The sequence below is a fragment of the Acinetobacter sp. CAU_H_S170_2 genome, assembly GCF_058890445.1.
In genome coordinates this window covers 1918913-1939666 of sequence record NZ_JBZYAE010000001.1, presented here as the reverse complement: position 1 = coordinate 1939666, position 20754 = coordinate 1918913, and the positions used below count along the sequence as shown (strand labels likewise).

Here is a 20754-nt window from a genome sequence, read left to right as displayed (position 1 = left end):
TGCTCTAAGATTTAGGGCTTTAAATGCCTCATGACTGAGTCTTCAATCATTTGAATATCAGTTGGAGCAAACCCCAACAATTCACGTTTGGGATAGGTAATGGATGGCCCATTTTTACTGACACGGGCACGTAAACCATCTTGGTGGATACGAGCTACAAAAACGACATTACTCAGAAAACCAACGCTTACCATCTCGGCATTTGAAAAATTTCTAAAATAACGCTGCGATCGGAGTTTGGTGAACATTTTACGACGAATTCTTTTGCCTTCGCGTAAACGTCTCGGAGCAAAGCTTGAGCCATCTGGGCCAACTTGTGCCGCAATACGTTGCTGTTGGCTTTTTCTTAAATCTGCTCCAACCTTTTTATTCAGCTTCGTCATTTCAGCATCGCTGAGTTTATTCAGCATCGGCGTTAGGTATTTGACCAAATCGTCTAAGTTATCACGCATGGCTTGACCCTTATGGTTTCTTCGCTAAAGGCATTTCGAGTGCGACTATATTTAAAGTTTCAACACTGGTCCACGTTGCTAAGAGGTTGCCTTGATCATCTAGCAATTCGCATTCGGTTGCAGGTGAAGCGGGTTGGTACTGAGGTTCTTCGGGATAAGAAAAGTTGTAGCCACCATGCTCTTGCAGTTGAATAATCACACGTTCTGTCAGTTCTAATTCAAACATGACATCGACTTTATCGTTATCAATAAATTCAGCCTCGAACTTCACAGCATCTTTGTTTTTATCTAAATTGGCGAGTAACTCTGATTGGTGTACGCGAATCCATTGAAACAGTAAGAAGGCAATCAGGTCAGCATCACCTGTAAAGTCTTGAATGACAAACTTCACAGGTGAAATACTTTCCATGCCGTAGCCATTTGCAAGCGTAGTACGATAACGACCGCTTTCAATATGCATGCTGAGCTTATCTGGGTTGTCCTGGAGGAACTTCAGATGACTCACCAAATGTTCGCGCAGACTAATCGGCTTTTTCATGCAGTTTTTCTCTGGTAGTTTGGATCGAGGCGATTCATCACTCGAAGGAACTTGCTGTCATAGCCCAGCTTTTTATAGTTGCGACCGTTATATAAGCTAAAGACTGCATCCCAATTCTCTTGGCGTAATGCTTCTAGCAAAGTCCATTTTTTCCCAGCGACCGTTCCCGACTTAAATTCACAAAAGCGGAGAAAGGCTTCAAACTGTAGGCTTTCACTTTGATAATGCTGCTCTACAAATTCCTGAACAGAGGAATAACCGAGGTCTTTCCAGTTTTCGCCCATCAATTGAAAGCGCCCCCATGAAGCCGACATCAGAGCAGAGTCTTCATCAATTTGCTTTGCTAAAGCTAACCGTGTGTATTCGGCAGCATTGCCGTGGTACCCACCTGTTTGGGTATTTATCACATTGGGATATTGGCTCATCATTTTGTCTGCAAAAGCTTTGCCACGTTTCTGGCTGAGGTAGAAATACATACGGTGACGTTCAAACAGAATCTTCGGTCGACCATCAGGCAAATACCCTTCGCCTTGTGTTTCAACTTCGGCAATCGCACGAATCACAATTTCAGGGACATCAAGCCGTTTTGCACCAATCGTTAAGTCCGCATCTTTTAGATGTTTAGATAGGTCCAGACCTTTGAGGGCATTCAATGTGGTATTCCCGACAATGCCATCCACTTTAATGTCCATCTTCTTCTGGAATTGAATCACGGCATATTCAGTACTTTCACCAAAGTGGCCATCGATAGATAGAGGTTTATTATTTTTACCTTTCATGCCATTTTTAATCAGAAGTTGCTGTAGCTCAGAAACGGCTGAACCCTTAGCTCCAAATTTAAGTAGCTTCATGATGGACTCCAAATTAGTTTGGCCACATTTCCTCTGCTGCGAAGCACGATGACAGCAAGAAGCAGTGCAAAGATGGCATCCCATAGGGTGACGGGATCTTTAAAGAAGAGAATGTGAACCGACTGCCCAAGAAAAGAGGCAATAAGCAATGTTGCCAGCCATGAGTAACCACGATGGAAAGCGGTTTCTTTAGGGCTATAACAAGCAATGCGGATACCGCAAATCAGATAGGCCAAAACAGCGATAAATTGAAATAAGAATTCGATCATGAGGCACCTCCACCTCTAAAAGTCTTCCAAATGTCAGACAGTTTGGATGTCTTCACCCAATCAACTGCTTTAATCAAAATGAAAAGTGAAAATGTGGATGCAATAAGCGCTGCTGTCGCATCGCTGGTGATAAAAGTTCGGCTGGTAATTTCAGATGCAAGCAAATAGCCAATACCCGTTGAAAGCAGCATCGTGCGTAAGCGCTGCCAAGCAGATAAATCTTTTTCATAGGTGGCAATAAATGCTGCACCTAAAACAGCGCCGAGTAGGGCATTACCATTAATAAAAGGCAGGATGGAAACGGCACTTAAACTGATAGCTGTTGCCGTTGTGGTTGTCGTGGTAGGTTCAGGCATGCTTAATCCCATAAATTAATTGTTTTTGTCATCTGCTGTTGGGCGGGGATATCAGGCAAAACAACCTCAGTGCCAAGCACCAGTATTGGACCTTGTTCAGCCAAAGCCGGGTTGCTTTCCAACACTGTCTCAGTAACACCAGCGGTTCGACCGTAATAGCGCCAGCAGATCAGATCAATCGTGTCCCCCTGAACGGACTTCACTGTTTTCATATCAATTCCACGGTACAGCGACTGGTACCAAGCAAGTCACGAATCGCCCAACGCAAGTTACGTCGATGTTCATCAATGGTCGGTGACAATTCTTCAGCCCGTTTCTGGCCATCACCTGTGCTGTCATAGCTTCGATATTTTTCATTAATGTCCGCTGCGATCGCAGAATGAATTGCACGTAAATACAGAAGTTCAGTATTGGGCTTTCCATCGATGGTCGAAGTTGCGAGCTCACTTAGTGCCGATGCTTTAAATTTGAGCGAGCGTAGTTGCTCATTGATTTCTAACATGGCTGCAATCGCGGCATCTTTTAGACGAGGGTTGGAAATGCTGCCATCTAAACGCACAGATTCCCGGATCAGATTCAATTGAAGATTGGGAAAGAACCCATCATTGCTAATCGACTCATCTGGCATGGTTGTAGGTGCATTAAAGCTAAAACCAGTCATAGTCATATCCTAGGTGGTCGGTGGATGATGGTTCAGAACAACAACTTAAAAGTTTTGTCATCCCCATCATGCCGACCAGGTGCGGGGGGCACAGGTTAAGAAGATGCAGCAGCTTGCTGTTCTTCTAATTGTTTGGCCAAGAGCTTTTCAGCACGATCAAGGTCTTGTTTACAGCCGACGTTGTCTTTCTTGGCAATCGCTTTTTTCATGTACTCAATTGCAGGTACATAATTGTCTTCAGACAGAAAAACTTTCCCAATTGCGCAGTACAACTTGGCGCGAATAGGATCATGTAAGTCAAAACCTTCAGTAAGTTTTTCAGCATCAAGCAAAGTATTTAAATCAAATACTTCGCTTGCTTTCAGCTTGGTCAATGCAGCATTAGCAATTTCTTCAGCCACAATACTTGGAGTGTCCCGGCTAAAAGAGTCAGGCATATCTAATCCGTGTTCTAAAGCAAACACAGCAATCTTTAAGCCTTCATGGAACATGCCAGCATCAAAACACCACAGCATGATGGTGGTGACAACTTCGTCGTCCACCTTTTGATTGGCCGCCAAAATACCTTCGACATAAGGTTGGTATTTTGGAATCAGTTTGCCTTTAGCTTCAGCACGGCTTTCATCTGATTTGATATGTGAAAGCAGTGATTTATCATTTTTCAGTTCCGCCAACTGGAGTTGATAGATCGATGCATCATGGCGGGTTGCTCCAAAGGCATCCGCCTTGGCAGATTTCTCTGCCAAAACGCGAAGAAAGTGGTTACGTGCGTGATTCATTTGTCACCTACAGAACTTCGATGTTTTCAACCAAAGCCACTTTTTCATAGGCTTCGATCACGTAGTCTTCGTTGCTCGATTGATAGTCTGCAACACGGTTTTTCTCAGGTTCTTCACGAATGAAGCGACGTTTGCCACCTTCTTGGTAGTAAATTGACAAATTGTCGAGAGAGGTGATCAGGAACGTGTTATCTGGGAAGAAGGGAACGCGAACGGCAGGTAAGCCACCAATTTGCTTTTGACCTACCAAAACCTGACCTGCAAGCGTGTTTTGGTTGTCTTGATCTTGGTTCAAAATGGCAAAGTTCTTATCGTTCAATAGAGAACGACCGCAGATCACTACTAGATCCGTCGCATCCTGGTGAACTTCATCAATCAAGCTATCAACAGCTTGCTTCACTAAGGCATCCAAGTTTTTATAGTCACCTGTAGAGCCCACAGTAATTTTGCCTGAGCCTTGTACGACCTCGGTCATATTGCGTTCAGGGCTGCGGGTACGAATTTTATATAGCCAGCCTTCGTTTACATCTTGCAGCAATGGATTGGTGTTGCGGTTGGTGGTTGTTGCGATGCTTGTACCGTTCCAGCCAATCATAATGCGGTCTAAGCCAATCGCTTTGGCACAAGCACCTGCCCATTTTTCAGGGAAGTCGGCAAACTTTGCCCAGGCATCGATTTTTGAATAGAGTAAGGCAATGTCGAAGTCTGTTTTTTGACAGGCATAGGTGTTAGCCGTTAGACCTGTCGGATCGGATGGATTACGTTTGGCATCACCTGTGGTATCAGTACGACCAGCAATGGTGCTATTTACAGAAAGACCAATGGCTTGACCAGTTGCCTCAACCACTTCAATGACATTGATACGACCTAAAAACTCGCTTGATAGCTGAATTTTTTCTTCCAACTTTTGTGCCGGTGTTGGTGCAACAGTGAACTGAACCGCTGCACTGTCGACTTCGTTAATGCGGGCAACTTCGCCCATGTAGTGATTAAACTTTTTTCGTGTATCGTTACGCATGATTAAGAAATTCCGTATTAGTAAACGACAGCAGCATTACTGCCTGAATGCCCAGTGCTTTCAGGTCGTTTGTTATGATTTGGGTCAGGTTGATGATTGAATGAGTCTGAAAGGGTGCTGTGTTTTTGCTCAAGTTCGCTATATTGGGTTTTCAGCTCGTTTAGTTCCTGCTGCATTTTTGAGAAAGCCGTACTTTGCTTGCCAAAGGTTTCTGCAATTTGCTCGAGTACTTTTTTGACTTCGGTAAAGTTCAGTTTGGCTTCTGCGCCTTGTTGTTCAATTTGCGGGGAGAATAGGTCACTGAACTTCTGAACCATTCCAGCAAATAAGCCTTTGCTGTCGTCTTCAAACTCGATTTGAGTTTCTGCAGCAATGGAAAAGGCATTCTTCTCAGAGTTTTCACCAAACTTAGCAACCATGCTGGAAAAGCTGAGTTTTTCAGTACCGATAGAAGCAGGGGAATCAGTCACTGCTAGGCCTACTAAATAGGCTTCGCCTTTACCTTGGAAATTCGGGTCAATTTCGATACTGGTGAAAATCTTCTGACGCTTTTTGTTCATTTCGACCAAGTCAGAAGTTGCGTCAATTTGTGCAAACAATGCCAGCTTCTTCTCACCGTTCATGTCGACTTCTTCGGCTTTGACTGCAAGCACATCGCCATAAGCACGGAAGGAAGAATCGGGCATTACACCACGTAGGTGCTCAACCCAAATACGCGCGCCATATACAGACTGGTTGTAGTTTTTTGCAGCTTGTTCAATCCAAGAGCGTTCAATCACGCGCTTATCAATGGTTTCTCCTTCGACTGCAACACGAAAGAACTTTGATTTATTTGTCATGGTGTTTTAACCGTTCAGAAATTTGCTCATCAAATAATGAGCATCATTGAAAGTCCGACGGCATTAGTAAATAAATCTGCTTTGTAAGAGGGGATGCTACAAATCACAAGGAATGATCTGAGGTAGGAAAACTGAATAATAGGCACAAAAGCAAAAAGCCAAGAACGGCAATTCTTGGCTTTTTTATTTCCAACCCTTAGATCAAGTAAGGATCAAAAATATGAGAGATAACAATACTAAATTTTTAGTTAAGTTTCTAGGAGCGACAATGGAAGCTATGAACTTAAAACCAGAAAGTTTTGTGAAAATATTCTGGAATCTTGCATTAATTGCTATAGCTCTAATGGCGACAAGAACACTTTTAAATATAATTTCATTTTATGTAGGCCTACCTCAATGATGGAAAAACAATCTAAAAATAAGGAATTACGTACTTGGACTTATGTTGTCATATCCTACGTTTTAATTGGAATTTTGATTACTCAAGCTGCACCAATCCTTTTAGCACTTTCTAACCTTATCCAAGTTCTTAAATAAAGCCCTTTGTAAGAGGGGATCATACAAAAGCTAAATCAAGCTTTGTACAAAGTGCATTGCTTTAATTGGCGCATGAATACATTTGACACCGAACGCTTCGAGCTAACATTTGATAACCGAGTAAAGGCAAAGTTCCTTTACTGGATGGGTTGGCGTATCAGCAGCATTGCGGAATACCTACAGGAAAATGAAAAAACCGTTCATTCATGGAAAGCCCGTGACGAATGGGACAAAGAAGCACCTGAAGGAATTGCTGCACAGGCACTCGAAGCCCGTTTGTGTACCTTGTATTTGCTCGAGAAAAAAACACCAGGGGATTTCAAAGAAATCGACCTATTAGAACGTCAAAAAGACAAATATAGCCGACGCGAAAAATACCTCAGTGATGGCGGTAATGAAGCCGACATCAATCCCAAAATTCAAAACCGTAATGCCAAACCGAAAAAGATGCCTAAGCGAAACTTGATTACGCAGGCCATGATTGAAAAGGTTCAGGCAGATTTTGATGAGGGATTATTTGACTATCAACGTACTTGGTTCAAAGCCAAAAATCAGCGCTCACGCAATATCTTAAAAAGTCGTCAAATTGGCGCGACGTATTACTTTGGGCGAGAAGCTTTCGTTGATGCGATCACAGGCGGAGGTAATCAGATTTTTCTTTCTGCTTCCAAAGCACAGGCACACGTTTTTAAATCCTATATTAAGTCCTTTGCTGCTGAGTCGATTGATCTTGATCTACAGGGCGATCCAATCGTCCTGAACTTTGAAGAAGGTCCACCTTCAGAACTAATATTTTTAGGTACCAATGCCAAAACAGCTCAGGGCTTCCACGGCAATTTTTACTTCGATGAATACTTTTGGGTACATGGTTTTCAGACCTTACAGAAAGTTGCCTCTGGTATGGCTATGCACAAACGCTGGCGCAAAACCTATTTCTCTACGCCATCATCAAAAAGCCACGAAGCTTTTAACTTTTGGACAGGGGAAATCTTTAACAAGGGCAGACCTAAAGATAAACGACTGAATATTGATGTCAGCCATGAAGCCTTAAAAGATGGTCGACTCTGTGAAGACAAAATTTGGCGACAGATTGTCACTATTTTAGATGCTGAACGCGGCGGTTGTGACCTATTCGATATTGATGAATTACGCTTTGAGTATTCGGCAGAAAGTTTTGCCAACTTGCTCATGTGTATGTTCATGGATGATGGACATTCGGTCTTTCCACTTTCAGTTATGCAGCCGTGCATGGTGGACTCATGGGTACTGTGGGACAGAGACTTTAAACCTTTAGCCCTTCGGCCATTTGGTTATCAGGAAGTATGGGTCGGTTATGACCCTGCTGAATCGGGTGACACAGCGGGTTTAGTGGTGATTGCACCACCATCGATTAATTATTCAAAATTCCGCCTACTGGAACGTCATCAATTTAAAGGTATGGACTTTCAGGCGCAGGCGGCTTACATCAAAAAAGTTTGTGAAAACTACCGTGTGACCTACATTGGTTTAGACACCACAGGCATGGGGACAGGGGTTGCCCAATTGGTACGCCAGTTCTTCCCAGCACTAACCACTTTTAGCTATTCGGTAGAGGTTAAAACAATGTTGGTACTGAAAGCCATGGATGTGGTTCATCAAGGTCGTTTTGAGTTTGATGCAGGCTGGACCGATGTCGCACAAAGCTTTATGGCCATCAAAAAGACCATGACAGGCTCAGGTCGCCAATTCACTTTTGAAGCTACACGTTCAGAAGAAGTAGGGCATGCCGACCTTGCTTGGGCGTGCATGCATGTCTTTGCAAATGAACCACTGGAAGGGCGTAACGTCCACAATACTGCTGCAATGGAAATATTCTAATGTCTGAAACTCAAAACTTGCCTGCTGTGGCGCAAAACAATGCGATTCAAGCCTTTACCTTTGGTGACCCTGAACCTGTCATGAATACGCATGATTACATGAGTATGTTTCAGGTGTATTGGAATGGGACTTACTATGAGCCGCCAGTGAGTCTTGAGGGCTTGGCAAAGTCTTTCCGTTCTACACCTTATTTGTCGACCGCTATTATTTATAAGCGCAATCAGTTGGTTTCTGCATTTAAGCCGAATAAGTTGATGTCTTCCAAAGCCTTTGAGCAGTTGGTCATGGACTTTTTGGTGTTTGGTATGGGCTATGTGGAAGCAGTAAAGAGTCGTTCAAACCAAGTGGTGCAGGTGACTACGCCTTTGGCCAAATACATGCGACGTAAACAAGACCCGAAAGAATTTTTAATGATTACAGAAAACTGGAAGTACCACCATTTTGAGCGTGATTCAGTTTTTCAGGTACGTGAGTGCGATATAAATCAGGAAGTGTATGGCACACCTGAATATTTGGCAGCTTTGCAGTCTGCTTGGTTAAATGAGTCTGCGACTTTGTTCCGTCGTAAGTACTATAACAATGGTTCTCATGCTGGGTTTATTTTGTACCTGACCGATCCGCAGCAGAATGAAGACGATGTAAATAATTTACGTCAGGCACTTAAAGACAGTAAAGGACCAGGGAACTTTAGAAATCTGTTTTTGTACTCACCCAGTGGTAAGCCCGATGGTATTAAGTTAATACCCGTGTCGGAAGTGGCAGCGAAGGATGAGTTTGCACATATTAAGTCTATTACTCGGGATGACATATTGGCGGCTATGCGTACACCACCTCAGTTACTAGGCATTATTCCCAATAATACGGGTGGTTTTGGCTCTATTACGGAAGCGCAAGAAGTTCATTGGAATGCGGAGATAGAACCTCTCATGCAAAGAATTGCAAACCCGATTAATGAGTGGTTGGGTTTAAATGTGATACAATTTTCTAAATTAGGTGTAAAAAAATAAGAAATGTCATTTCGGCAATTGTGGGTACTTAGATACTCTGGTATAATCCATGAACTACATGGCGATTATTTAGATAATCGCCATGTAGTTCATGGAGTTTTTCTTTTTTTAGATAGATAAGAAATAGTATAAGTTTTGTAAAAACAATTGAACAAAAAATGCTACTTAGATACTATGCTTGGAAGTTCTTAAGAACTTCCAAGCATAGTATCTTATATGCCCATCATTTATTAAAAAAGGAGGTCTGTTATGAACACTATGGTAGTACCTCGTCCAGCCGAAAAACGTACCAACCGTCGTGAAATGTCACCAGAACGTTTAGCTACGTTAGTAAATACTGCTGAACAAGCAGCTCAACGTGGTACAGAACGTATGGAAAAAGTGAGACAGTCTGTTAGTCTTCGAGGCTAAGATTGTCTCAATTTGTATTTGCATATCACTCAAAATTTAATAATGACTCAGATTTCAAAGAAGTTTTTGAGGAGTTTTGCTATTACAAAGAAAATAGTGAACCTCATGAACACCCATCACCTAGACGTCATGCACAAGAAACCTACGAAAGTTTATCTCCTTTGTTTGGGCGTGATCGTTTCGATAAAAAATACCCTGAAGCTAGTAATCAGAATATTCAACACTTGCACGTAAAGCAACCTCATTCTAAGTGGGACTTTCTTGATGGTTCTGCGAAAACCCAATGGGAATGCACCAGCGATAGCTATTTAGTTTATTCTTATTTCGAGCATAACGGTATACATCATTATTTTGTGCTTGAGTTTTATAAATCAGAAAGTCATGCTCAATATGAGCAGGATGTTCAAATTTTTATTCATGAAGCAGAGCAGTACCGATTGACTCAAATTAATTTGACTGCCTAAATCACTTAAAAATATTAATTAAAAATAGATAGATACTGCGTATCAAATTATACTTGTGGCTTGAATCGACTTGCTTGCTAATAATTTGATATGAACCAACTTGATAAAAAAGACAATGCTGATTTAGACAAAATTGATAGAGATATCAATTTCCATCGAATCATGGTTTTTCTGATTCTTATTACAGCTATATTTTTTTATATGATTTTTATTAATCTTAAAGTTACTGAATCTGCTCAAAGTTGGGGACCAGTAGGCGATTTCTTTGGGGGCATTCTTAACCCAATTTTTGCATTATTTGCCTTTTACTGGCTGACATATTCAGTTCGACTACAAATTAAAGAGTTAAAAGAAACACGAGTAGAGTTGGCTAAAGCGACTAAAGCTCAAGAAGAGTCAGCAAAACATCAAGAAGAAATTGCTAGGCTTGAAAGTGAAAACGTAAAAACTCAAGTTGAGATTTTAGAGTTAAATAAAGATACATTGAAGAGTCAGCAAGATGCAGCAATTGCACAACAACAACAAATTGCACTTCAAAATTTTGAAAGCCTTTTTTTCCAGTTGTTAAAAGCAAAAACTGATATTACGAATGATATTAGATATTTTAGAACAGCTAAAGGACATCAGGAAGCAGAATTATTTGTTGGAAAAGAAGCCATAAAATATGGTATAGAAGGATTCAAACAATCTCAAACCTCTATGGCTTGGGAAGAATACTATCGGCATAACCTCTTAGATTACATGGGTAGTTATTTTCGAATTTGCTATCAAATTACAAAATTAATTGATAATACAGATGATCTTAATGGTCATACTGATACTGAACACTACTCTAAAAAGAGAAAAGAATATTTTGATATCTTTAGAGCAACATTGACACAATATGAGCTTGAAGGGCAGAGTAAAACTTGAAGTGCGACATAAACCACCTAATTAATTTAAAGGGTTTATGGAGTATATAAAATTGTCATACCATCATCTTAACTTTGAAGATCGTACTGCATTAATGCTTGAGTCAAGAAAAGAAGGCTTTTCAGCCAGAAAATTTGCTGAACTTATTAAAAGACATCCTAGTACGATCTATCGTGAGCTTAAAAGAAATAGCATCAATGACGTTTATCAAGCTCGATATGCTTCTGATAACACTTTTGCTAGACGTAGACGTGGTCACAGAAAACTCAAAATCGATTCAATCCTCTGGAAATTTATTGTTGAAGCGATCCGTTGTTTATGGTCTCCTCAGCAAATAGCAAAGCGTTTAAAGACATTTCCTGATTTGGATCAAACAATGAATGTAAGCCATACAACGATTTATTCAACGATACGAGCATTACCCAAGGGTGAGTTGAAAAAAGACTTATTATCCTGTCTACGTCATGAAAATAAAAAGCGAAAAGCTAACGGTGAACCTAAAAAAGATTCTATATTACAGGATATTAAAACTATTCATGAGCGCCCAGCCGAAGTTCAAGAAAGAAAAATACCGGGTCATTGGGAAGCTGATTTAATTAAAGGTAAAGACAATAAAAGTTCGATAGCAACACTTATTGAACGAAATACACGGCTCTGTATCTTGGCAACATTACCTGATGCAAAGGCAGAATCAGTGCGCAAGGCTTTAACTGAAGCTCTGAAATATTTACCTGCAGAACTGCGTAAAACGTTGACCTATGACCGTGGACGCGAGATGGCAGAACATAAAATACTTGAAGAAGATTTAGGCATAGATGTATATTTCTGTGACCCACATTCACCCTGGCAAAAAGGCACATGCGAAAATATGAATGGTTTAATTAGGCAATATTTACCTAAAGGGATTGATTTAAATCAGGCAGATCAGCATTATTTAAATCAAGTTGCCATGTCACTGAATACTCGTCCTAGAAAAGCGTTAGATTGGCTTACACCATTAGAGAAATTTGCTCAGCTTGTTGATTATCATAAGACTTTTCAAACTGTCGCACCTCATGTTTGAATTCGCCGGGATTGATTTAAATCAGGCAGATCAGCATTATTTAAATCAAGTTGCCATGTCACTGAATACTCGTCCTAGAAAAGCGTTAGATTGGCTTACACCATTAGAGAAATTTGCTCAGCTTGTTGATTATCATAAGACTTTTCAAACTGTCGCACCTCATGTTTGAATTCGCCAAGTATTTTTCTTTAATTGCTTAGGGAAATATGGCAAGGATAATTTTAAGAGTTTAGTTGAAAAATATGGGATATTTGAACATATTCTTTTTGAAAACAATGTTTATGATCATAAGGCTATAAATAAAATATCTAGATTCGCGTATAAATATAATGGAATTGCTTTCGAAGATAGTGATGCATATAAATCTTATTTTGATGAGTTAAGTCGAATTAAATTTGGTTTGAGTGAGAAGGATTTTAATAGTATTTGTATAAAACTAAAAGATGTAAAGTTCATTTTAAATTTAAACTCAATTAGAGTTGCTGCATCAATTAATTCACTAATTTCTTGGAAGATGAATGAATTAATTTTCACGGAAAATAACATTGAAATTATTAAGGAAAAATCTATTTCATATTATAAAAAAATTAATGAAATTAAAGATTATGAGGGGTATATAAAAGAGTATAAGAGTATGATTGAGTATGTTGAAAATTATTTTAAGGTGGAGGGAAGAGAGCCAGTATATTATGAAAAAGTTAGATGTAATTCAGCTTCAATTTACTCACTATCTGATTTGGATTCAAGTATAGACGTTTGCAAAGAACATATCGAGCAAAAAAATAACTACTTAGGAATGATTGATTCATTCTTGGAGGAGCTTAGAAAAAATGAATATACGGAAACCGTACTAACAGTTATTAAATACAACATTGATTACTTAGAATATTGTAAATATATGAATAACAATGAAGAAAAACAACAAAAGAAAAGTGCCTAAGAGGCACTTTTCTTTTGCTAAAATCGAAGTTTTACCCCTCAATCATATGCACATACTTATACCACTCATCCATTAGATCATTTGATTGATTTTCAGTAGGGTAGTAATGGTTTTTGCAATCTTTATAGTGGCGATATTTAGAATTTATTGACTCAGCAGGTGATAAATTTTGATACTCAATGTACGCAGATAAATAAGCGAAAATATTAGTGTTTGAATTTTTAGAGTAAATATCATTAGTTAAGAATTGAAAAAATGAAGCTCTCTTTTCTGCTGGGCTATTAGTACTATTAAAATTGAATTTATGGAAAACATTTTTATGGTGATTGTAGAAATGCGTAGAAAATTCTGTATCTGTAAAGGAGGTAATTAATCTTAATTCAGAATAGATTAGGAAAATAAATAGAAAAACTTTTTGTGTCTCATTCAAATCATATTTTAATAAGGAAAACTTATTAATAATTTTAACAAGTTGCCTTGGATTAGGGGAATATGTCTTACATAAGGCTATGAAAGTATGAAGTTCATTTCTCTGAAGGTCAAGTTGATAATCTTTATTATAGTTATTTAGTATTTCAGCATACCTGCTCCCATCTAAGTCTTTATTTTTCAACATCACAGAAAAATCTATAAACTTCTCAAGATAATTTGCAGTACTCGAAAATCCATAAAAATTATTGATCGATTCTTCTAGTTGATTTTTATTCACAGCAAGAATGAATACAACTTTTGGAATGTCAAAAAAGTGCTTGATACGTTCGATTAGGCGAATCGCAAATTCAGGTTTACAGCGGTCAAGTTCATCAACAATAAAGACTAAAGGTTTTTTCTCTTTTTTTGTAATTTCAGCAAGTTGAGCTTTAAAGGGCTTTGTTGCACAAACATTCAAAAGCTAAACTTCTTCCAAGTTATCTAAATTTAAGTGGCAACTTGGGTGTGAGGTCGACCTAAATCTGTAAATTTATTTAATACGGCCACACGTGCATGAATCTCATTGACTTGGCTTTGAAAGTTTCTCGCACGGAGTTTATCGCCTAATAATTTGATGCAATGCATCTTGGTTTCTATCAGACTTCTGCGATGATAGCCTGACCAATTTTTCCATATTGTTCTTCCTAAACGTTTAACTGTTCGAAGTAATTCATTTCGCTCTAGCGAGCTGGTCTTTGTATCTTTCCAAGGTTTCGCATTTTTTCTTGGCGGAATCACCGCATGTGCTTGTCGGTCTGCAATTACTTGACGGCATTGCTTGGTGTCATAAGCCCCATCAGTATAGACAGAGTCAATCTGCTCATCTTGTGGAATCTGATCGAGTAAATCACCAAGCACTTGTGAATCACTCACATTATTTGTAGTGAGTTGAATAGCGCGTATTTGAAGGGTTTCAGCATCTATACCAATATGAAGTTTACGCCATTGGCGACGATATTCAGGTTGGTGTTTCTTACGCTTCCATTCACCTTCGCCTAGAAACTTTAAGCCAGTAGAATCGACGAGTAGCTGGAGACCATTACTGCTTTTTTGATAGTTAATTGCAATATCAATATGCTTTTGTCTTCTGCAGATGGTGGAATAGTCTGGTGCTGTCCAATCTAATCTACAAAGATGAATGAGACTTTGCACAAAGCCAGTGACCATGCGTAAAGAAAGACGAAATAAGGATTTGATCATTAAACAGCATTGGATGGCTGTATCTGAATAAGTTTGATTTCGACCATGTTTACCTTTGGGTTGAGCGTACCATTGAGTCTTGGGATCAAACCAAATTGAGAGATTTCCTCGATTTATTAATGCACTGTTATAAGAAGACCAATTGGTTGTACGATAGATTTTAGGTGTGGGCTTATTCATTTGAGAATTATATTGTGGAATAAGCCTTTAGAGATAGGTTTGTGCAACAAAGCCCACGCCAATTACAAGATGGATTTAGAGATCGCTAAATTGAAACGATCTCTATGAATCACACACCTTATGAGTTTCAAAAGTTGAGTGGTGTATTAGTTCACTAAATATTGAAAACTGATTAACGTATCCTGAGTAAAGACAAAATAAAGGTCATGTGGGAGTTGTCCTACATGACCTTTTCTAATAAACGATTAGCTGTATTAGCTATGACGTTTATTTCTTAAACTCAGTAATCTGGATCGGCTTATCTTTGACAAACTCGACAATGCCTTCACTTCCTTTGATGTGAATCGATACGCCTTTGCCGTCCGTCATAAACATACCGCTTGCGGCTGGTGCACTTTTCAGCATGAATGTTCGATCTGAGTTATCCGTCATCATCGCTGTTTCAAAATTATCAGATGACTTCAGTTCAATGGTTAAATCCATTGGTCCTGTGAAGTGAATCACTTGTGTTTCTGCAGTATTATTGCTTGATGTGTTTTCTTGAGTGACTTTTCCTGTTGGTGCAGAAGTACAACCCACTAAGGCTAAAGTAACGAGTGTTGCACCTAAAGCATTTTTCATAAAAATGACCTTTTTATATATAAATCATAAGTCCATATATACTATTTGGTATATCTTAAGTTTAAAAGTTTGCTTTACATTCGCTTTACATAAATGGAGTTTTACGTTGTATAAACGTACTGTTATTCACCTTAAGCGGTTCAAAATACGGTTTAAAGTATTCATTCAAACTTTACACAACAGAGTAAATTGATATTTAAAAGTTCAATTTATTCAGTGGCATTAAATGCGTCATGATAACTGACAACGCCCTGAGGTATTTCTCCATTGAAACTAAGGGATTGAAAGTATTCGCTAGGAACGCTAGGTAAAACCAACTCTAGATAAGGTCGAAACCCAAAGCGATGATAATAATTGGGATCCCCTAGTAGAACACAGCCTTTGGCACCCAGTTGTTTTAATTTTTCAAGGGATGCCTGCATCAGCTGTGACCCAATGCCCAAACCTTGTTTAGTTGGGTAGACAGAAATTGGGCCTAGGCCATACCAACCAGTTGTACCTGTCGAGATAGATACAGGTGAAATGGCGACATGACCGATAATTGAATCATCTTCAACAGCAACTAAAGAGATCGGGAGTTGACCACTTTTTCGGAGACTGTTCACAATGAATTGTTCCGTATGGCTGGTATGTTCTGCATTTAAAAATGCAGCGCGAGTCAACTTCTCAATGCCTTCAATATCTTCTGGCTGTTCGTCTCGAATCGTGATGTTCATTAAAAAATCCTTATGAGTATTCGTGTAGTATAAAGTGAGCTACTTTTATGAAGACTTAACTTCAACCCACTCTAAATAGCTCCGACCAGTTGCTTAAATAGGCAGGGGAGCGATTGCACTGATTCATTTGCCAAGGTTCTCTTTTCTCATGGCAAACCCCTAAAGAAATCATACTTTTACCAAAACGTTCAGTAATAGCATCCATGGTATTGGAGAGTTCTTCACGGTTATTTTTATGGCTATAGTCGGTAAAAAGATCATGCACAAATTTAGATTTATCCATAATTTCCAAAAGGACGATGCCTGCCTTTTTGTATTTAAACCCTGACTTGTAAATTTGGTCAATGCCTTTCATAGCTGCTTGTGTAATTTCAAGTAGATCATCGGTATGTTCATGCATGTGCACAATGGTATAGGGCGAGTAACGTTCACTTTGACTAAAACGACCTGTTTGAATATACACCCCGATCATTTTACAAATAGAGCCATCATGACGTAGACGTTTAACTGCACTGGCAACGTATAAGCGTACAGAGGCTTTGATGTCATCAATTTCATACACAGCTTGACCGTATGAGCGACTACTAATAATTTGCTTATGTGCAACCGCATCACTTTCAATATTGATGCAAGACATCCCTTGAAGTTCACGGACAGTCTTTTCCATCACTATGCTAAATTGCTTTTTAATTTCACTCGGCTTGGAGTCGATCAAATCTAAAACCGTATAAATACCCATCGCGTTCAGCTTTTTGCAGTTCTGTCGACCGACGCCCCAGACTTCACCGACCTCCACATCTGCAAGCATGTATTCAGCAGTACATGGATCCATGTGTGCCAAATTGCACACGCCATTCAACGCCTTATTTTTCTTGGCTAAATGATTGGCTATTTTGGCTTCTGTTTTGGAACGACCAATTCCAATACAGCAGGGAAGACCAAGCCACTGCCATGCCTTGTCTTTCATGTCTTTGGCATAGTCAGTGAGGTTAAATAAATACTCATAAGCCGTTAGCTTTAAAAAACATTCATCAATGGAATAGATCTCTTGTTCATCGGCTGCCACATATTGCCCCAATAACTGCATGAAGCGGCGAGACATTTCCCCATATAAAGCATAGTTACTCGAAAACACTTGAATATTATGCTGCTGGACAAGTTCTTGAATTTGAAAAAAAGGGACAGCCATGCCAATGCCGAGATCCTTGGCTTCTTGGCTTCGAGCAACCACACAACCATCATTATTACTTAACACAATCACAGGACGGTCATTGAGCTTTGGATTAAATACGCGTTCACACGAGACATAGCAATTATTCACGTCAACGAGCGCGAATATTTCAGTTTCATTTTTCATGTTGCTTCTTCTTATTATTTTTAACGGTGATACAAACGTTTTAAGTTAAATGTCACCACTCCCCAAATAACAAAGGTTTGATTTTCTGTAGGAATAATATGTTCATATTCAGGGTTTTCAGCTTTCAACCAAAGTTGAGGCAGAGGGTAGTTTTCATCTCCAAAAATGTCTTTGATGTCCGACTTTGACATTTTGTTTGTCATCATCAGTCTTTTAATAGTGGAGTCTTTATTATCAATTAAAGCCACCACGATGTCGTAGTGTTTGGCTTCAATACTCCGATCAATAATAATCGGGTCATTTACTTCAAGACCTACGCCCAACATTGACTCACTGTCTACGTGAGCGATGAACGTTGAAATGGGGTTTTGTATTAAGAATTCATTGAGATCGATGGCTTTGCCTTGCTCATCTTTAGTGCTGAACGCTGGGCCTGCTGGAATGCGTTCTAAAGAAACAGGAATAGATACTTTGGACTGAGGTAGAACAGGAGTCAGCCCAAGTTGATCCGCAAGTTCAGCTTGCTGCGCAATTTGTTCGAGCATGTTATTGATGGTGGGGCTGGGTTTGCCGTCTGGCCCCATGAGATCTTGTAAAGACGACCATGCGTCGTCCGAGAAGTAGATGGGTAACTTCTTTGACATGGTGAATACTCCTACGCTACAAGGCGTGTTTGGAAGTGAAATCTGTCTGTTTAGAATATGCTGATGTGGGAGAAATCTCAAATTTAAAAATGCTGAATAAACAATGCTCCGTCAATTTTGGTCGCGGGTAAGAAAAAGTAAGAAACTTTCTTTTGGATGATAAGTAGCCCTTTGATCAGGGCTACTATTGGGGGGGATTATATCGTTAAGCCGATGATCTAAATGAAAACTTAGAGATTAGTTCCTAAAAACTCAAAAGGTTTGGTGACTTTAAAGGATGCATTGGCTTTGCCTGCATATGTCATCGCTTGGTCTGGGCCAAGTTCTAACTTCTTGGTTTGACCATCTTTAAAGTTAATTTCCTTTAAATCGACCCAAAACACATTGGGTGAAACAGCAGATTCAAAGAAATATAAACCGCGTTTATGGTCGACCACTGTACGCCAACGGGTTGATGAAATATTTGGTTCTTCTTCTGTGTTCAATCCAAAGGGTACGGAAGCATTGCGAATGACACCAAAAACACTCGCTAATGAGTGTTTATAATTCGCATTTTTCGGGATGGCATTGATATAAAAAGATGCTCTCGCAAAACGATCGGCCGCGCGGTTTGTACCCGGGAGCATGGTTGTTCCACCAATTTGCTTCCAATAAGCATTTAGCGCCAACTGCTGATCAAAGATTGGTGAGTTGGTCATTACTTGGTACTGGCGACTGTGGTGAATCACTTGTTTTCCGCCAATATATTCAATGATGGCACTGTCGCCTGTGGCATCTGAAATAGATAAATGCAGTGTCGCTAACCGTTTTTCACCTGGGACTTGGTCGGTCACCACCGTGAAAGGTTCTTTTTCCAATGCCTGAATGGCCTCGTTCACTGTGGCATAATTATCTAAGACGTATTGCGCCCACAGTGAAATGCCCAAAGTTGGCTTTTTAGAGGTTTTCACATTTGGATATTCAGATTCAACCAACCACAGTAAGTTTGCCATTAGCCCTTTTTCATTGACGCCGTCGGTAGTGGAGATGTCATAACCCGTTGCAACCACACTGCCGTATTTTGATGTCCATTGAATCGATTTTGGCCCCGCCATACCATTACGTTTGACATTATTGGGTAAAATCCACAAGTTGGTTCCAATATCGCTTTTCCAGTCCATCGAACGTGCTGTCATGACGTCATTATTGCCTAGATAAACCACACGAGTACATGCCATAGCAGCTTCTGCTACCACAAATATTCCTGCGGCAAATAATACTTTTTTTAATACATTGTTCATTATCATGCTCTCTTAGAAAATAGGTAACTGTGGTGTTAAATGTCTTAATAAAAATTGTTCGCTTTATAATTGTGTTCAAAATAACGATAACCCGTTCCGAGATTTATTTTAGATTGCTTTGAATTGTGTAGTCTCAGGAGATAGATACGCTTGATTGTAAATTCTATAACTGGTTTGATCTAATTGGGTATTTAAAGCAATAGGTAGGGACAATGCATGTTTTTCTTGAGAGGTTGTAGTTGTTTTCCAGTCAGCAAAAAAATTCAAGTTTTTTTGGCCTATTGTGTTGTCTACATCTGCACCAAAGGCATACATGTTCGGGTTCAGTTTTAACGCGCTGTGCCAGCCTTCTATAAAGCGTTTAGCCTGAGTGCTTTGGCTCATAAAAATACCGATTGAAAGTAATGAATATACTTTTATTTTCATGTCATTTCCTTTTTTTATATATTTTTACCACATGATATAAAAATAGAGTATGGCTTGTTTGATTATTTTTAGCACAGTTTTATTTTAATGTCGGGTGAGTCGAAAAGATATCCTTAGAAGATCAATAGAAACCAATGTACAGCCAGATTTAGTGAAATGATTGCACATTTTATAATTTAAATATGCTGCTCATATTTTTATGTACTTATTCAGAATATCGGCAGCGCCGATATTCTGAATAATCCACAGTTGCTGGTGCTATGAAACATCATAAATGGATAAATAATAGCTTCAGCGCCAGAGCAATTAATATGAGGCCCATCAATCGCTCAAACTGTTTTCCCATCTTTAAAAATTGCTGTCGAACGACGGGTCGAGAAAACAAAACAGCGACCAGCATGAACCAGAGTGTATTGATGCTACACATCCATATCCCATAAGCAAATTGCACTTTCATGGGGGTTGTAGGACTGACGAGTGTGGTAAATATAGCCAGAAAAAAAATAGTCGCTTTGGGATTGAGTGCATTGGTCATAAAGCCCGTTATAAAGGCTTTGCTTTGACTCAAAGGTATATTGGCAGTTTCTTCAATTGAGGGGTCGATATTGACAGAGGGGGCACGTAATAAACTCCAACCTAAATAAATTAAATATAGTGCGCCTGAGATTCTTAAAATAAGCATGAACCACGGACTTTGTTGAATAATAATGCCCAAGCCTACAAGGGTATATAAAACATGAACTGAAATTCCTATACCAATGCCAATAGCCGTGATGCACCCAATTGCATAGCCATAGCGCACACTATTTCTAACTGTAATTGCGAAGTCGGGGCCGGGTAAAAGGACCGCAAGAAAATGCACCAAAGCCAAAGCTAAAAATTCTGAACTATATTGCATCCACATA

At 39.5% G+C, this 20754-nt stretch carries 28 protein-coding genes; 9 read left to right on the top strand and 19 right to left on the bottom strand.

What is annotated here, in order from left to right; genetic code table 11:
- Positions 1-11 precede the first annotated feature (11 nt).
- From AC5EUN_RS09535 to AC5EUN_RS09490, 10 genes are all read right to left on the bottom strand, one after another.
- The gene (locus tag AC5EUN_RS09535) at positions 12-452 is read right to left on the bottom strand and encodes a phage virion morphogenesis protein (protein WP_010326505.1); all 441 of its coding nucleotides are present in this window, start codon (positions 450-452) and stop codon (positions 12-14) included.
- A gap of 10 nt (positions 453-462) precedes the next feature.
- Complete coding sequence (locus AC5EUN_RS09530; protein ID WP_010326506.1) at positions 463-990, bottom strand: phage tail protein; 528 nt, start codon at positions 988-990, stop codon at positions 463-465.
- Positions 987-1841, bottom strand: coding sequence for an N-acetylmuramidase domain-containing protein (locus tag AC5EUN_RS09525; RefSeq protein WP_010326507.1), 855 nt, complete (start codon positions 1839-1841; stop codon positions 987-989). The genes AC5EUN_RS09530 and AC5EUN_RS09525 overlap by 4 nt, the downstream gene beginning before the upstream one ends.
- Positions 1838-2110, bottom strand: a complete 273-nt coding sequence (locus tag AC5EUN_RS09520) for a phage holin family protein (RefSeq protein WP_010326508.1) — start codon at positions 2108-2110, stop codon at positions 1838-1840. The genes AC5EUN_RS09525 and AC5EUN_RS09520 overlap by 4 nt, the downstream gene beginning before the upstream one ends.
- On the bottom strand, positions 2107-2466 hold the full coding sequence (locus tag AC5EUN_RS09515) for a putative holin (RefSeq protein ID WP_010326509.1): 360 nt from the start codon (positions 2464-2466) through the stop codon (positions 2107-2109). Before AC5EUN_RS09515 ends, AC5EUN_RS09520 begins: the two co-directional genes overlap by 4 nt.
- A gap of 2 nt (positions 2467-2468) precedes the next feature.
- Positions 2469-2678, bottom strand: a complete 210-nt coding sequence (locus AC5EUN_RS09510) for a tail protein X (RefSeq protein WP_010326510.1) — start codon at positions 2676-2678, stop codon at positions 2469-2471.
- Entirely contained in the window at positions 2675-3127 is a 453-nt protein-coding gene (locus AC5EUN_RS09505) for a head completion/stabilization protein (RefSeq protein ID WP_010326511.1), read from the bottom strand. Before AC5EUN_RS09505 ends, AC5EUN_RS09510 begins: the two co-directional genes overlap by 4 nt.
- A 95-nt stretch (positions 3128-3222) precedes the next feature.
- Positions 3223-3906, bottom strand: coding sequence for a phage terminase small subunit (gpM, locus tag AC5EUN_RS09500; RefSeq protein WP_010326512.1), 684 nt, complete (start codon positions 3904-3906; stop codon positions 3223-3225).
- A gap of 7 nt (positions 3907-3913) precedes the next feature.
- Positions 3914-4924 carry a phage major capsid protein, P2 family gene (locus AC5EUN_RS09495; RefSeq protein ID WP_010326513.1) on the bottom strand — a complete coding sequence of 337 codons (1011 nt, stop codon included), beginning with the start codon at positions 4922-4924 and terminating at the stop codon, positions 3914-3916.
- A gap of 17 nt (positions 4925-4941) precedes the next feature.
- A complete protein-coding gene (locus tag AC5EUN_RS09490) occupies positions 4942-5763 on the bottom strand; it encodes a GPO family capsid scaffolding protein (RefSeq protein ID WP_010326514.1) in 822 nt (273 codons plus the stop codon).
- 220 nt (positions 5764-5983) lie between these two features.
- On the opposite strand from AC5EUN_RS09490, the gene AC5EUN_RS09485 reads away from it, so the two are divergent.
- The 9 genes from AC5EUN_RS09485 (at position 5984) to AC5EUN_RS09445 (ending at position 12954) form a co-directional block, all read left to right on the top strand.
- Positions 5984-6163, top strand: coding sequence for a hypothetical protein (locus tag AC5EUN_RS09485; protein WP_029574996.1), 180 nt, complete (start codon positions 5984-5986; stop codon positions 6161-6163).
- A gap of 209 nt (positions 6164-6372) precedes the next feature.
- Complete coding sequence (locus AC5EUN_RS09480) at positions 6373-8157, top strand: terminase large subunit domain-containing protein (RefSeq protein ID WP_058952066.1); 1785 nt, start codon at positions 6373-6375, stop codon at positions 8155-8157.
- The gene (locus tag AC5EUN_RS09475; RefSeq protein WP_010326516.1) at positions 8157-9164 is read left to right on the top strand and encodes a phage portal protein; all 1008 of its coding nucleotides are present in this window, start codon (positions 8157-8159) and stop codon (positions 9162-9164) included. Before AC5EUN_RS09480 ends, AC5EUN_RS09475 begins: the two co-directional genes overlap by 1 nt.
- Positions 9165-9413: 249 nt before the next feature.
- Positions 9414-9575, top strand: coding sequence for a hypothetical protein (locus AC5EUN_RS09470; protein WP_155115399.1), 162 nt, complete (start codon positions 9414-9416; stop codon positions 9573-9575).
- 2 nt (positions 9576-9577) lie between these two features.
- The gene (locus AC5EUN_RS09465; RefSeq protein WP_010326517.1) at positions 9578-10039 is read left to right on the top strand and encodes a type II toxin-antitoxin system YafO family toxin; all 462 of its coding nucleotides are present in this window, start codon (positions 9578-9580) and stop codon (positions 10037-10039) included.
- A 90-nt stretch (positions 10040-10129) separates the two neighbouring features.
- Positions 10130-10951, top strand: coding sequence for a putative phage abortive infection protein (locus AC5EUN_RS09460; protein WP_493352298.1), 822 nt, complete (start codon positions 10130-10132; stop codon positions 10949-10951).
- Between the two features lie 37 nt (positions 10952-10988).
- Positions 10989-12014: an IS30-like element ISAba125 family transposase gene (locus AC5EUN_RS09455; protein WP_010326927.1), complete on the top strand. Its 1026-nt coding sequence runs from the start codon at positions 10989-10991 to the stop codon at positions 12012-12014.
- The gene (locus AC5EUN_RS09450) at positions 12007-12183 is read left to right on the top strand and encodes a hypothetical protein (RefSeq protein WP_493352297.1); all 177 of its coding nucleotides are present in this window, start codon (positions 12007-12009) and stop codon (positions 12181-12183) included. The genes AC5EUN_RS09455 and AC5EUN_RS09450 overlap by 8 nt, the downstream gene beginning before the upstream one ends.
- A gap of 345 nt (positions 12184-12528) precedes the next feature.
- Positions 12529-12954: a hypothetical protein gene (locus tag AC5EUN_RS09445; protein WP_493352296.1), complete on the top strand. Its 426-nt coding sequence runs from the start codon at positions 12529-12531 to the stop codon at positions 12952-12954.
- 31 nt (positions 12955-12985) lie between these two features.
- Here the strand turns inward: AC5EUN_RS09445 and AC5EUN_RS09440 are convergent, their stop codons facing one another.
- The 9 genes from AC5EUN_RS09440 to AC5EUN_RS09400 form a co-directional block, all read right to left on the bottom strand.
- The gene (locus AC5EUN_RS09440; RefSeq protein ID WP_010326519.1) at positions 12986-13843 is read right to left on the bottom strand and encodes a KAP family P-loop NTPase fold protein; all 858 of its coding nucleotides are present in this window, start codon (positions 13841-13843) and stop codon (positions 12986-12988) included.
- A gap of 29 nt (positions 13844-13872) precedes the next feature.
- Positions 13873-14805: an IS5-like element ISAha1 family transposase gene (locus AC5EUN_RS09435; RefSeq protein WP_004637176.1), complete on the bottom strand. Its 933-nt coding sequence runs from the start codon at positions 14803-14805 to the stop codon at positions 13873-13875.
- A 267-nt stretch (positions 14806-15072) separates the two neighbouring features.
- Positions 15073-15426, bottom strand: a complete 354-nt coding sequence (locus AC5EUN_RS09430; protein ID WP_010326520.1) for a hypothetical protein — start codon at positions 15424-15426, stop codon at positions 15073-15075.
- A gap of 209 nt (positions 15427-15635) precedes the next feature.
- Complete coding sequence (locus AC5EUN_RS09425; RefSeq protein WP_010326521.1) at positions 15636-16142, bottom strand: GNAT family N-acetyltransferase; 507 nt, start codon at positions 16140-16142, stop codon at positions 15636-15638.
- A 61-nt stretch (positions 16143-16203) separates the two neighbouring features.
- Positions 16204-17499: a Y-family DNA polymerase gene (locus AC5EUN_RS09420; protein ID WP_010326522.1), complete on the bottom strand. Its 1296-nt coding sequence runs from the start codon at positions 17497-17499 to the stop codon at positions 16204-16206.
- A gap of 20 nt (positions 17500-17519) precedes the next feature.
- Entirely contained in the window at positions 17520-18143 is a 624-nt protein-coding gene (locus AC5EUN_RS09415) for a LexA family protein (protein WP_010326523.1), read from the bottom strand.
- A gap of 230 nt (positions 18144-18373) precedes the next feature.
- Positions 18374-19423 carry a linear amide C-N hydrolase gene (locus AC5EUN_RS09410; RefSeq protein WP_010326524.1) on the bottom strand — a complete coding sequence of 350 codons (1050 nt, stop codon included), beginning with the start codon at positions 19421-19423 and terminating at the stop codon, positions 18374-18376.
- Positions 19424-19531: 108 nt separating this feature from the next.
- A complete protein-coding gene (locus AC5EUN_RS09405) occupies positions 19532-19849 on the bottom strand; it encodes a hypothetical protein (RefSeq protein WP_010326525.1) in 318 nt (105 codons plus the stop codon).
- A gap of 268 nt (positions 19850-20117) precedes the next feature.
- A complete protein-coding gene (locus AC5EUN_RS09400) occupies positions 20118-20753 on the bottom strand; it encodes a LysE family translocator (RefSeq protein ID WP_010326526.1) in 636 nt (211 codons plus the stop codon).
- Position 20754 lies beyond the last annotated feature (1 nt).

What these genes read in the sequence shown, in the direction of transcription:
- AC5EUN_RS09510 (WP_010326510.1), bottom strand. Translation starts at nt 2,678, where the DNA reads ATGAAAACAGTGAAGTCCGTTCAGGGGGACACGATTGATCTGATCTGC.
- AC5EUN_RS09475 (WP_010326516.1), top strand. Translation starts at nt 8,157, where the DNA reads ATGTCTGAAACTCAAAACTTGCCTGCTGTGGCGCAAAACAATGCGATT.
- AC5EUN_RS09525 (WP_010326507.1), bottom strand. Translation starts at nt 1,841, where the DNA reads ATGAAGCTACTTAAATTTGGAGCTAAGGGTTCAGCCGTTTCTGAGCTA.
- AC5EUN_RS09515 (WP_010326509.1), bottom strand. Translation starts at nt 2,466, where the DNA reads ATGCCTGAACCTACCACGACAACCACAACGGCAACAGCTATCAGTTTA.
- AC5EUN_RS09410 (WP_010326524.1), bottom strand. Translation starts at nt 19,423, where the DNA reads ATGAACAATGTATTAAAAAAAGTATTATTTGCCGCAGGAATATTTGTG.
- AC5EUN_RS09490 (WP_010326514.1), bottom strand. Translation starts at nt 5,763, where the DNA reads ATGACAAATAAATCAAAGTTCTTTCGTGTTGCAGTCGAAGGAGAAACC.
- AC5EUN_RS09420 (WP_010326522.1), bottom strand. Translation starts at nt 17,499, where the DNA reads ATGAAAAATGAAACTGAAATATTCGCGCTCGTTGACGTGAATAATTGC.
- AC5EUN_RS09485 (WP_029574996.1), top strand. Translation starts at nt 5,984, where the DNA reads ATGAGAGATAACAATACTAAATTTTTAGTTAAGTTTCTAGGAGCGACA.
- AC5EUN_RS09450 (WP_493352297.1), top strand. Translation starts at nt 12,007, where the DNA reads ATGTTTGAATTCGCCGGGATTGATTTAAATCAGGCAGATCAGCATTAT.
- AC5EUN_RS09480 (WP_058952066.1), top strand. Translation starts at nt 6,373, where the DNA reads ATGAATACATTTGACACCGAACGCTTCGAGCTAACATTTGATAACCGA.
- AC5EUN_RS09435 (WP_004637176.1), bottom strand. Translation starts at nt 14,805, where the DNA reads ATGAATAAGCCCACACCTAAAATCTATCGTACAACCAATTGGTCTTCT.
- AC5EUN_RS09445 (WP_493352296.1), top strand. Translation starts at nt 12,529, where the DNA reads ATGAATGAATTAATTTTCACGGAAAATAACATTGAAATTATTAAGGAA.
- AC5EUN_RS09495 (WP_010326513.1), bottom strand. Translation starts at nt 4,924, where the DNA reads ATGCGTAACGATACACGAAAAAAGTTTAATCACTACATGGGCGAAGTT.
- AC5EUN_RS09505 (WP_010326511.1), bottom strand. Translation starts at nt 3,127, where the DNA reads ATGACTGGTTTTAGCTTTAATGCACCTACAACCATGCCAGATGAGTCG.
- AC5EUN_RS09520 (WP_010326508.1), bottom strand. Translation starts at nt 2,110, where the DNA reads ATGATCGAATTCTTATTTCAATTTATCGCTGTTTTGGCCTATCTGATT.
- AC5EUN_RS09455 (WP_010326927.1), top strand. Translation starts at nt 10,989, where the DNA reads ATGGAGTATATAAAATTGTCATACCATCATCTTAACTTTGAAGATCGT.
- AC5EUN_RS09415 (WP_010326523.1), bottom strand. Translation starts at nt 18,143, where the DNA reads ATGTCAAAGAAGTTACCCATCTACTTCTCGGACGACGCATGGTCGTCT.
- AC5EUN_RS09460 (WP_493352298.1), top strand. Translation starts at nt 10,130, where the DNA reads ATGAACCAACTTGATAAAAAAGACAATGCTGATTTAGACAAAATTGAT.
- AC5EUN_RS09530 (WP_010326506.1), bottom strand. Translation starts at nt 990, where the DNA reads ATGAAAAAGCCGATTAGTCTGCGCGAACATTTGGTGAGTCATCTGAAG.
- gpM (WP_010326512.1), bottom strand. Translation starts at nt 3,906, where the DNA reads ATGAATCACGCACGTAACCACTTTCTTCGCGTTTTGGCAGAGAAATCT.
- AC5EUN_RS09470 (WP_155115399.1), top strand. Translation starts at nt 9,414, where the DNA reads ATGAACACTATGGTAGTACCTCGTCCAGCCGAAAAACGTACCAACCGT.
- AC5EUN_RS09425 (WP_010326521.1), bottom strand. Translation starts at nt 16,142, where the DNA reads ATGAACATCACGATTCGAGACGAACAGCCAGAAGATATTGAAGGCATT.
- AC5EUN_RS09400 (WP_010326526.1), bottom strand. Translation starts at nt 20,753, where the DNA reads ATGTGGATGCAATATAGTTCAGAATTTTTAGCTTTGGCTTTGGTGCAT.
- AC5EUN_RS09405 (WP_010326525.1), bottom strand. Translation starts at nt 19,849, where the DNA reads ATGAAAATAAAAGTATATTCATTACTTTCAATCGGTATTTTTATGAGC.
- AC5EUN_RS09430 (WP_010326520.1), bottom strand. Translation starts at nt 15,426, where the DNA reads ATGAAAAATGCTTTAGGTGCAACACTCGTTACTTTAGCCTTAGTGGGT.
- AC5EUN_RS09535 (WP_010326505.1), bottom strand. Translation starts at nt 452, where the DNA reads ATGCGTGATAACTTAGACGATTTGGTCAAATACCTAACGCCGATGCTG.